The organism is Sphingobium sp. (assembly GCF_003248505.1).
Lineage (GTDB): Bacteria > Pseudomonadota > Alphaproteobacteria > Sphingomonadales > Sphingomonadaceae > Sphingobium.
Genome location: NZ_QFOA01000090.1, coordinates 1 through 10480, shown reverse-complemented (window position 1 = coordinate 10480; position 10480 = coordinate 1). Strand labels below are relative to the sequence as shown.

Here is a 10480-nt window from a genome sequence, read left to right as displayed (position 1 = left end):
ACCCGCCTTTGCGGTGGATTCTGCATGTCATTCGCCCGACATGTTTGTCCGATTGGTCTTGGGGCGAAGCGAAAGTGACTAACAGGGCATGAGTTTTGACAGAGGTCGCCGCGGCGGGCGCGGCAAGGACAAGCGCGACGGTTTCGGCGACGACAATTTCTACGGCGGTGGTGACCGCGGCGGCTTCGGCGGTGATCGCGGTGGTTTCGGCGGTGGCGGTGGCTTCGGCGGCGACCGTGGCGGTTTTGGCGGCGGCGGTGGCGGCTTCGGCGGTGATCGCGGCGGCTTCGGCGGCGGCGGTGCCGGCGGCTTCGGCGGCGGCAATCGCGGCGGCGGCGGCGGTGGTTTCGGCGGCGGCGGTCGCGGCATGCCCGCGCAGGTCGTCGGCGAAGGCAAGGGCGTCGTCAAATTCTTCAACGGCCAGAAGGGTTTCGGCTTCATCGTGCGTGACGATGGCGGCGAAGACGTGTTCGTTCACATCAGTGCGGTGGAACAGGCCGGCCTCACCGGCCTTGCCGAAGGCCAGCCGCTCGGTTTCACGCTCGTCGATCGCGGCGGCAAGGTATCGGCCACCGATCTGGTGATCGACGGCGAACCCCTCCCCGTCACGGATCGCGCCCCGCCGCGCGAACCGCGCGCTGGCGGCTTCGGCGATCGTCCCGAGCGCGGCGGCTTCGGCGGCGCGGAGCGTGGCCCGCAGCGCCAGCTCACCGGCGAACGCGCCAGCGGCACGGTCAAGTTCTTCAACGCCATGAAGGGCTTCGGCTTCATCCAGCGCGACGACGGCCAGCCGGACGCATTCGTCCACATCAGCGCAGTCGAACGCGCTGGCATGGCGGCCCTTAACGAAGGCGACCGCCTGGACTTCGAACTGGAGGTCGATCGTCGCGGCAAATATGCGGCGGTTAATCTCCAGTCGAAGGCTGACTGACGCACCGGCCTTGCATCCCTGTCGATAGGGAGAGGATATCAGGGAGGCACCCCCGCCGGGTGCCTCCCTTTTTCTTTGTCCGCGCGGGCTGGCACGATACATGTGTGCGCGGTTCGGGCAGAAAGGACGGCATCATGCATCGCAAAACCCCGCATCCCGTCCTGCCGAGCCGACGCGCATTCACGCTGGGCGCAAGTGCCGGGCTGCTCCTTTCCGCCTGTGCCGGAGCAAGGCCGCCAAGGCCCGATCCCGTAGCGCAACTGCGCACCCTGGAGCGATCGGCGCAAGGCAGGCTGGGCGCGTTCGTCCTCGATACCGCCACCGGACGCCATTTCGGCTGGCGCGCGGACGAGCGTTTTTGCCACTGCTCGACATTCAAATTGTCCCTGGCAGCAATGGCCCTGCGCGAAAGCGACGCCGGTCGGCTCGACCTCGCAGAGCCGCTCGCCATCGGCCGCACGGACGTCGTCGCCTATTCGCCCGTGGTGGAGGACAATCTGGCAAAAGGGCATTTGCCCATCCTGATACTGGCACAGGCGGTGCAAATCACGAGTGACAACGCCGCCGCCAACATTCTTCTGCGGCGACTGGGCGGTCCGGATGCGCTCACCCGCTTCTGGCGCGATATCGGCGACGAGACCAGTCGACTTGACGGCTACGAACCGGCGATCAACGTCATTCCTCCTGGCACGCAGGAAAACAGCACGACGCCGAGGGCGATGGCGATGACGGTCCAAAGCCTTGTGGTCGGTGACGTGCTCCGCCCCGCCAGCCGCGATCTGCTGCGCGGTTGGATGGCCGCGACCCAAAGCGGGCTAGACCGCATTCGGGCCGCCCTCCCCCGCAACTGGCAGGGCTTCGACAAAACCGGCACAGGTATGCGACCGGGCATCGGCAACAAGGTCAACGATCTTGCCGTACTGGTTCCGCCGGACGGCGGTAGCCCGTTGATCGTGACGGGCTATTTCGAAAATCCGTCCTTTTCGGAAGATGTCCGCCCGCAGGACGAAGCGGTCCTCAAACGATTGGGCGAAATCGCTGTGGCGTGGAGAAGCTGAACCTCCGGGGTCGGATTCAACGTGGCTGCGCTTGGCCCGAAATTCGCATATCCGCCCCATTCGAAACGGCGGTCGAACGAAGCGCCGACCGCCTGAAAGACGCCGTCAGAAATATCGTTATCGATAACAAGACCGCTACCGGCGTGGCTTGATATCGCCAGCGCTGCAGCAAGATTTCATTCCATCGGTCCGATAAAGGAAACGGGAATTGCCCGGGTCGTCGATACAGCATCCATGTTGCTGCAGTTTTTAAGGCCATAGGACCGATATATACTCGACGGGCAATAATGATAACGTTAACAGCGGTTTCATGCGTCTGATCGGCAAATTTCGCTGGACCATCATCGGCCTCTTTGTGGGCGCGATGGTCATCAATTATCTGGCGCGATCGATCATGGGCGTCGCCGCTCCCGTCATCCTGACGGATCAGGCGATCAGCAATGTCGAATATGGCTGGATCACCGGCGCGTTCCAACTCGGCGTCATGCTCCAACCGGCGGCGGGCTATTTCCTCGACAGCGTGGGTCTCAAGGTCGGTTTCACGCTTGCGGTAGCGGCCTGGTCGCTCGTCACCATGGCGCATGCTTTCGTCAGCGGCTGGTTCGGCTTCGCGGCGCTGCGGGCGCTCCTCGGCCTTGCCGAAGGATCGGCGCAACCCGCCGGGCAAAAGCTGGTCGCCGAATGGTTTCCCGCCAGGGAACGTGGGCTGGCTGGCGGCATCTACAATATCGGCGCGTCGTTCGGCGCGGTCTTCGCCCCGCCGCTCGTTGCCTGGGCGGTGATGATGCACAGCTGGCGGCTGGCTTTCGTCATCGCAGGCGGCATCGGCGTCGTCTGGGCGCTGCTCTGGTTCTTCCATTATGACACCCCCGCTCGTCACCGCAGGCTGGGCACGGCGGAACGCGCCTATATCCTATCGGGCCAGGAAGCGCGCCTCGCCGCTCGCTCCACCCGCCCGTCCATCCTTGCGCTCGCGCGGCGGCGGGATCTTTGGGGCATCGCGCTGCCGCGCCTGCTCGCCGATCCGGTATGGGGGATGCTGTCCTTCTGGATGCCGCTCTACCTCGCGCGGGCACGGGGCTTCGACCTCACGCAGATCGCGCTGTTCGCCTGGCTCCCCTTTCTCGCCGCAGACCTTGGCTGCCTGTTCGGACCGGCAGTCGTCGCCTTTCTCCAGCGGCGCGGCATCCACCTCATCGACGCGCGGCGCGCGGCCTTCACGCTCGGCGCGGCGATGATGACGGGGATGGCGTTCGTGGGCCTTGCCACCAATCCCTACGCCGCGATCGCACTGCTGTGCGTGGGCGGCTTTGCGCATCAGACGCTGTCGGTGACAGTCATCACCATGGCGTCGGACCTCTTCAATCGCAACGAAGTCGCCACCGCCGCAGGGCTTGCGGGCCTTGCCGGCAATCTGGGCGTGCTCGTCTTTTCGCTGCTGCTCGGCCAGATGGTCGACCGCGTCGGCTACGAACCCTTCTTCATCCTCCTCGGCGTTCTCGACCTCGTCGGCGCCGTTCTTCTGTGGACACTGGTGCGCAAGCCTGCATGACACGCATTTCCAACCCGATCCTTCGCGGCTTCAACCCCGATCCCTCGATCCTGCGCGTCGGCGACGATTTCTATATCGCCACATCGACCTTCGAATGGTTTCCGGGGGTCCAGATCCACCACAGCCGCGATCTCGTCCACTGGCAGCTGGCGTCCCGCCCGCTCGTCCGCGCAGCGCAGCTCGACATGCGCGGCAATCCCGACGGCTGCGGCGTCTGGGCACCGGACCTGAGCTTTGCCCACGGTCGCTTCTGGCTCATCTACACCGATGTCAAGCGTTACGGCACCACCACCGTCACCGGGGCCAAGGGCGCGTCGCTGCGCGATTTCCCCAATCTCGTGGTGACGAGCGAAACCGTCGAAGGGTCCTGGTCCGACGCCGTGCACCTCAACAGCAGCGGTTTCGACCCGTCCCTGTTCCATGACGATGACGGACGCAGCTGGATGCTGAACATGCTCTGGGATCATCGTCCCGGGCGCGGTCGTTTCGCCGGTATCCAGGCGCAGGAGCTGGACCGCGACGCCATGCGCCTCATGGGCGAACCGCAGATCATCTTTGCAGGCACCGATCTCGGCTTTACCGAAGGGCCGCACCTCTACAAGCGGGACGGCTTCTACCACCTGCTGGTCGCCGAAGGCGGCACGGGGTGGAACCATGCGGTGGTGATGGCCCGGTCGCGCAGCCTGCTCGGCCCCTATGACGTGCATCCCGACCGGGCCGTGCTGACTGCCGGGGGCCGCACCGATGCGCCGCTGACGCGCGCGGGCCATGGCGACCTCGTCGAACTGCCGGACGGCACGCCCTGGCTCGCCTATCTGTGCAGTCGCCCCACGCCCGATCGTGCGCGCTGCATCATGGGGCGCGAAAGCGCGATCCAGCCGATGCGATGGGGCGCCGACGGTTGGCTACGCACGCTCGATGGCGACGCGCGCCCGATGCCGACACCGCCAGCACCCGATCTGCCACCCTGCCCCTGGCCCGCCGCGCGATGGGACGGGCGCTTCACCGGCGACACCCTGCCGCGCGAATTCCAGTGGCTGCGCTCCCCCCGCCCCGAACGGCTGTTCAGCCTCTCCGCGCGGCCCGACGCCCTGCGTCTCCACGGGCGGGAAACCATCGGCAGCCTGTTCGAACAGAGCCTCGTCGCGCGACGCGTCGAACATGCGCGCTTCGCCGCGACGACGACGCTCGACTTCTCACCTCGCAGCTTCCAGCAGGCCGCCGGACTGACGCTCTATTACAACAGCACCAAATTCTACTATCTCGCCATCGGCGCCGCCGACGCGGGCGGGCGCGAGCTTTCGCTCATGACCGCCTCGCCCGAAGGCAGTGAAGCGGTGACCCTCGAAACGCTTTGTCCCCTGCCGCAGGGCCTCATCGACCTGCATGCAGAAATGGACGGCGGTGCGTTGCGCTTCGCATGGCGATGCCATGGCGCGGAAGCATGGACGTTCGTGGGCGGAACGCTCGACGCCACCATTCTTTCGGATGAAGTCACGATACCGGGCCTGCCCAATTTCACCGGCACTTTCGTCGGCATGGCCTGCCAGGACCTGTCAGGCGCGGGCACGCCCGCCGACTTCCTCTCGTTCCGCTACATGGGCGGAGAGGAGGCCGCAGCCGTCGACTGACGCTCGACGATGCCGTGGTCCAGGACGCGCTCGCGCGGCACGCGGGATTTGCCGCCCCGCGCAGCGATCTCCGCGATCAGCAGCCCCATCGCCTCCGCCGCCAGCGCCCGCACCGGCTGGTGCACCGTGGTGAGCGGCGGCCATAGCGTGACTGCCGCCATCGTGTCGTCGAAACCCGCCACCGCCAGTTCGCCGGGCACATCCAGATGTCGTCGATGCGCAACCGAAACCACTGCCGCTGCCATATCGTCGTTGCTGGCGAAGATCGCTGTCGGGGGGTGAGCGGACGACAACAGTTGCTCCGCCGCCGCCAGACCCGACACATAGGTGAAGTCGCCCTGCGCCACCTGCACTTCGACCCCGCCGGTTTCGCGCACGGCTGCATAGAAGCCCGCCATGCGCTCCGCGCTCGCCGCCTGGTCCGGATTGCCCAGCACGAAACCCAGCCTGCGATGTCCCAGCTCAAGCAATCGCCGCGTCATCTGGTGCGCGGCGGCACGGTCGTCGATCCGCACGCAGATCGTCTCGGGCGCCTGATAGGCCCCCACAGCCGCCCGGATGCACCCGGCTGCACGCAGCACCTGCAACACTTCGGGCGCTTCGCCCAGCGGCGGCGCGAGCAGCACGCCGCCGATCCCGGAGCCGGCCATCTCCTCCAGCGCAGCGGTCGGCGGCGGGCGTCCGCCCTCCCCCTTGAGCAGGCTGAGGCGCGCGCCCCGCGCCGACGCCTCCTCGAACACGCCGGTCAGGAATTCGCTCATGAAAGCGCTGCTAGCGTTGGAATAGATGACACCGATCCGCAGTTCGGTGGAGGTGACGAGGCTGCGCGCCGCGACATTGGGCGTATAGGCCAGGTCCCGGATCGCTTCCTCGACCGCAATGCGCGTGGCGGCACTGACCCCCGCGCGTCCGTTAATGACGCGCGAAACGGTCATGGACGATACGCCCGCGCGCGCCGCCACGTCGACGATGGTCGCGTCTCGCCCCGGCCGGTTGGGTCTTGCCATCTGCTCTACGTCCTGCCTCCGCCGCCGGTATCGCTGCGGCCTAGGCGAAGCCATGCTCGCCGAAAAGCGGAAAGCGGGCACGGCATCCGGCTTCGCCGCCCCGACACATGCCTCGACAACCCGCAATGGTAGCGGTATCAGATATAGCGGCGGGCGAAAGGCCCGCTCACCAAAGGAGAGAGACGATCATGCGCCACGGAACCGTCCTTTCAACCGTCGCGCTGCTGTCTACATCGCTGTTCGCATCCGCCGCGCACGCCGCCCCCGCGTACTTCGACCGCTTTACCTACGAAGGCCGCTCGACGGAAAAGGTCGATGTGCAGCCGGGCGAATATCGCAACCCGATCCTGTCGGGCTATTATCCCGATCCGTCGGTCATCCGGGTGGGCGAAGACTATTATCTCGTCAATTCCTCCTTCGCCCATTATCCGGGGCTCCCCGTCTTCCGTTCGAAGGATCTTGTCCACTGGACGCAGATCGGCAATGCCATCGATCGGCCCGATCAGTTGGATTTCACCGGTCGCCGCCTTTCGCAGGCCGTGTTCGCGCCCGCGATCAGCTATCATGACGGCATCTTCTATATCGTCGACACCTGCGTCGAATGCCGGGGCAACTTCATCGTCACGGCAAAGGACCCCGCCGGTCCCTGGTCCAACCCCATCTGGCTGCCGTTCGAAGGGATCGACCCGTCTATCTACTGGGAAGGGGACAAGGCCTATATCGTCAACAATCGCGCGCCCGACGAACCCCCGCGCTACAGCGGCCACCGCGCCATCTGGATCCAGGAATATGACTGGCGCACGGGCAAAATGGTGGGGGAAAGCACCCAGCTCATCAACGGCGGGGTCGACATCGCCAGGAAGCCGGTCTGGATCGAGGGGCCGCACATATTCCGCAAGGACGGCTATTATTACCTGACCGCAGCCGAAGGCGGCACCAGCGTCAACCATTCGCAGGTCGTCTTCCGCGCTAAGCAGCTGCGCGGCCCCTATGTCCCCTACGAGGGCAACCCCATCCTCACCCAGCGCGACCTCGACCCCGCGCGTCCCGACATGATCTCGGCGGCAGGTCATGCCCAGCTGGTGCAGACGCAAAAGGGCGACTGGTGGGCGACATTCCTGGCGGTGCGCCCTTATGACCGGCAGGACCACTATAATATCGGGCGCGAGACGTTCCTGCTGCCGGTCACATGGAAGGACGGCTGGCCGATCATCCTGCCTCGCGGGCAGGCGATCCCCCATGCGGCCAAAGCACCAGACCTCCCCGCACAGCCCGAACTCGCTTTGCCCACCGGCGGCGACTTCTCCTATGTCGAGGAATTCGACGGCTCCCGCCTGCCGATGCAATGGATCGGCATCCGTACGCCCAAACAATCCTTCTACAGTCTCAAGGGCGGCGCGCTCGAACTGGGGAGCGGCGCGGCTATCGGCGATCTGGACGGCGTCCCCGCCTTTATCGGCCGCCGCCAGCAGCACGCCATCGCGACTTTCTCCACCACGCTTCGCTATACGCCCGAAAAGGATGGCGACCGCGCCGGGCTCGCCGCCGTGCAGAGCGACCGCAGCAACCTCTTCTTCGGCCTTACCCGCATCGCGGGAAAGCCGGTCGTCGCGCTCTACACCCGCGACGACGCCGATGCCGATACGTTGGTCGCGTCCGCCCCCATCGCGACGAGCGGCCCAGTCACCCTCACCATCCGGGCAACGGGCGGCACCATGGCGTTCGACTATGCGGCGGGCGGCAGAACGCAGACACTGAGGCAGAACGTGGACGCCACGCTGCTCAGCACCAAAAAAGCGGGCGGCTTCGTCGGTACGGTGGTCGGCCCTTATCATTATACGCCCGCGTCATGAGCGCGCGCCCTCGCGCCGACAGCGATAATCGCAACCGCCGCGCCCGCTTAAGGTGTCGCATTCGGATCGGCGGGACGGCGGCCCGCGCCCCGCCCTCCGGCAGCGCGACCGGAAAACGCGAGGGCATCGGCGGACACGACATGGGCAACCAGGTGGCGGCGGTTTCGCTGACCGTCTACCACAGCGGCGAGGCGAAGCTGGGCGGCTATCTATTGCATCCGCTCAGCGTTCCGCTGCGATCGGCAGTTCGAACGATCCCACCGGCAACGGCACGTCGTCATACAGATTGACGACCGGGGCATTGGCCCAGGCATAGCGCACCCGCGTGGCAGGCTGGCCATCGCCTGCCAGCACCACGCGCGTGCCCTCCACCCGGCCTGGCACGAACCGGCAGCTGTCGGCGCCCGCACCGCACAGCTCGAATCCGATCGCCTGCCCGGACCCGCGCGTGCGAAGAGCACCGGTCAGTCCGACGAACGTCACCGTCGCGCCGCCATCGCCGCTCGCCGTCGCCCGATCGGCCTGCGGACCGGTGCGGGATATCGCCTCGCCATAAGCGACCGCACGCATCGCCCGTGCCAGCCTTCGGCCCACTTCCTGCTTTTCGCCCGGATGCATGTCGAACGGGTCGCCGATGTCGATTGCACTCGCCAGCCCGCCGTGCGGATCGCGGGCCATCGCCCGATATTGCACCTGCCGCATCGCAGCCCAGCCACTTTCACCGGGCTGCGTGACCGGAGAACCATAGGCCGCCAGCTGCACCGCGACAAAAGCCAGATCCGGCGACCCGAACTGGCGCCGCCAGTCGGCTATCATCGCCGTCATCCGCGCGTCGTAACCCGGCAGGTCGACATCGGATTCGCCCTGATACCAAGCGACCCCTTTCAGCCCGATTGGCCCCAGCGGCGCGATCATGCCATTATAGAGCGTGCCGATCCCGGTGGTGTCCCCCCAGGGCACACGCGGCGCGCCATCTGGCGTTTTGGCGGGCAGAGAATATTGCCATCCATCGGCCAGCGGCACGACATCCGGCCCGACCGTCAGCGTCATGATATCGGCGGGGCCGGAAAGCCCGCCATTGCCATAATTGTCGAGGATGTTGACGATCAGGACATTGCGGCCCGCCTTGAGCACGCCGGGCGGCACGTCGAAGCTGCTCGGCATCCAACTGCGCGCGCTCATCCCCACCGGCTTGCCATTTATCCACACGCGACCGACATCGTCGAGAAGGCCGAGAGACAGTTTCGCCGTGGCCTTCGCTTGTTCGGCGGTCAGGTCGATCTTCCGGCGGAACCAGCCCATGCCATCGTAGGAGGCCGTTTGGGCGACACCCCAATTCTCCCAGGCACCGATACGTGGCACCGGCGTCCAAGCGATCCGTGCGGCGGGCTGCCAGGGTTCCCATCCCGTCCGGTCGCCCGTGGCCGCGCGCCACCATGCTTCCCATGCGGCGCTCGCCTGGCGTTCGGCGGCGAAGGGATCGCGACCGTGAAGCGATACGAGCGCCGATTGCGCGGCCTGCCCCACTTGCGCCTGCGCCTTCGCCCCCATCCACGGACTGATGCGCGATCCTCCCCAACTGCTGGAAATCGCTCCGATGGGCACCTTCGCCGTCTTGCGCAGTTCGCGCGCCATGTAGAAACAAGCGGCGGAAAAATCCGCGACACTCTCCGGCCCTGCAACCTTCCATGCCGGAGCTTTTGGGAAATCGCGCAACGGTTCGTCGGCGACGGCGCGCGGCACCAGCATCAATCGCAACCGGTCATCGGCGGATCCGCGAATTTGCCCGACTGCATCCTGCGCGTTGCGTACTTCCAACTCCATGTTGGACTGCCCCGAACACAGGAACACGTCGCCGACTGCAACATCGCGCGCCGTAACCGTGCCCGATGCCGCCCAGGCGCTCAGCTCAACCGGCCCTGCCTGACGGAGGGCGTCGAACCGGGCTTCGAAGCGGCCATCGGACCCTGCCTTGACCTGCCGTGTCGCCGCCCCCAACGTTATCGATACCGCCTCTCTCGCATCGGCCCGGCCAGTGACGATGACGGGACGATCGCGCTGGATGACCGCATGGTCCGAAAACACAGGATCGAATGACGGAGCAGCCCAGGCTGGAATTGCCGAAAGGCCGACCGCCGCCCATCCCCACGCAATCCCAATCCGCCCGCACCGACCGATGTTCATCCTGTTCCTCCCTTATACCTGCATGGGCATCGCCCCCGGTTTCGCGCAGGTTACGACAGTCCATCGTCTAATTGGTATCGCTATCTATAGTTCGCCTCGACCGTCTGTAAAATCTCTTCAGCTGTCTACTTCGCTGTCTCGAATTCAAAATGGCTAAGACCGACCTCGGACCGTCAATGCTCAGCCGCTCAGAATCGCGCCAGGCCTGGCGCCTTTGTAATGTTCATTTTATTCCGGCATAGAGACGCTAATAATCCACTGCCG

The 10480-nt window shown here is 65.8% G+C and carries 7 protein-coding genes; 5 read left to right on the top strand and 2 right to left on the bottom strand.

Annotated features, from left to right (window positions below):
- Positions 1-88: 88 nt before the first annotated feature.
- The 4 genes from DI606_RS17825 (at position 89) to DI606_RS17810 (ending at position 5172) form a co-directional block, all read left to right on the top strand.
- Positions 89-931: a cold-shock protein gene (locus DI606_RS17825; protein ID WP_293985253.1), complete on the top strand. Its 843-nt coding sequence runs from the start codon at positions 89-91 to the stop codon at positions 929-931.
- A 134-nt stretch (positions 932-1065) separates the two neighbouring features.
- The gene (gene bla / locus DI606_RS17820; protein WP_293985252.1) at positions 1066-1989 is read left to right on the top strand and encodes a class A beta-lactamase; all 924 of its coding nucleotides are present in this window, start codon (positions 1066-1068) and stop codon (positions 1987-1989) included.
- A gap of 310 nt (positions 1990-2299) precedes the next feature.
- Positions 2300-3541 (top strand): MFS transporter, encoded by a 1242-nt coding sequence (locus DI606_RS17815; RefSeq protein WP_293985251.1) that lies wholly within the window; start codon positions 2300-2302, stop codon positions 3539-3541.
- Positions 3538-5172 (top strand): glycoside hydrolase family 43 protein, encoded by a 1635-nt coding sequence (locus DI606_RS17810; RefSeq protein WP_293985250.1) that lies wholly within the window; start codon positions 3538-3540, stop codon positions 5170-5172. Before DI606_RS17815 ends, DI606_RS17810 begins: the two co-directional genes overlap by 4 nt.
- Here the strand turns inward: DI606_RS17810 and DI606_RS17805 are convergent.
- On the bottom strand, positions 5136-6179 hold the full coding sequence (locus DI606_RS17805; RefSeq protein WP_293985249.1) for a LacI family DNA-binding transcriptional regulator: 1044 nt from the start codon (positions 6177-6179) through the stop codon (positions 5136-5138). The two genes, DI606_RS17810 and DI606_RS17805, sit on opposite strands and share 37 nt — an antisense overlap.
- A 188-nt stretch (positions 6180-6367) precedes the next feature.
- On the opposite strand from DI606_RS17805, the gene DI606_RS17800 reads away from it, so the two are divergent.
- Positions 6368-8032, top strand: coding sequence for a glycoside hydrolase family 43 protein (locus DI606_RS17800; protein WP_293985248.1), 1665 nt, complete (start codon positions 6368-6370; stop codon positions 8030-8032).
- Between the two features lie 222 nt (positions 8033-8254).
- Here DI606_RS17800 and DI606_RS17795 read toward each other — a convergent pair whose 3' ends face one another.
- Complete coding sequence (locus tag DI606_RS17795) at positions 8255-10216, bottom strand: sialate O-acetylesterase (protein WP_293985247.1); 1962 nt, start codon at positions 10214-10216, stop codon at positions 8255-8257.
- Between the last annotated feature and the right edge of the window lie 264 nt (positions 10217-10480).

Bases quoted from the DNA above. Each gene is read 5' to 3' on its own strand.
- DI606_RS17825 (WP_293985253.1), top strand. From the start codon at position 89: ATGAGTTTTGACAGAGGTCGCCGCGGCGGGCGCGGCAAGGACAAGCGC.
- bla (WP_293985252.1), top strand. From the start codon at position 1,066: ATGCATCGCAAAACCCCGCATCCCGTCCTGCCGAGCCGACGCGCATTC.
- DI606_RS17815 (WP_293985251.1), top strand. From the start codon at position 2,300: ATGCGTCTGATCGGCAAATTTCGCTGGACCATCATCGGCCTCTTTGTG.
- DI606_RS17810 (WP_293985250.1), top strand. From the start codon at position 3,538: ATGACACGCATTTCCAACCCGATCCTTCGCGGCTTCAACCCCGATCCC.
- DI606_RS17805 (WP_293985249.1), bottom strand. From the start codon at position 6,179: ATGGCAAGACCCAACCGGCCGGGGCGAGACGCGACCATCGTCGACGTG.
- DI606_RS17800 (WP_293985248.1), top strand. From the start codon at position 6,368: ATGCGCCACGGAACCGTCCTTTCAACCGTCGCGCTGCTGTCTACATCG.
- DI606_RS17795 (WP_293985247.1), bottom strand. From the start codon at position 10,216: ATGAACATCGGTCGGTGCGGGCGGATTGGGATTGCGTGGGGATGGGCG.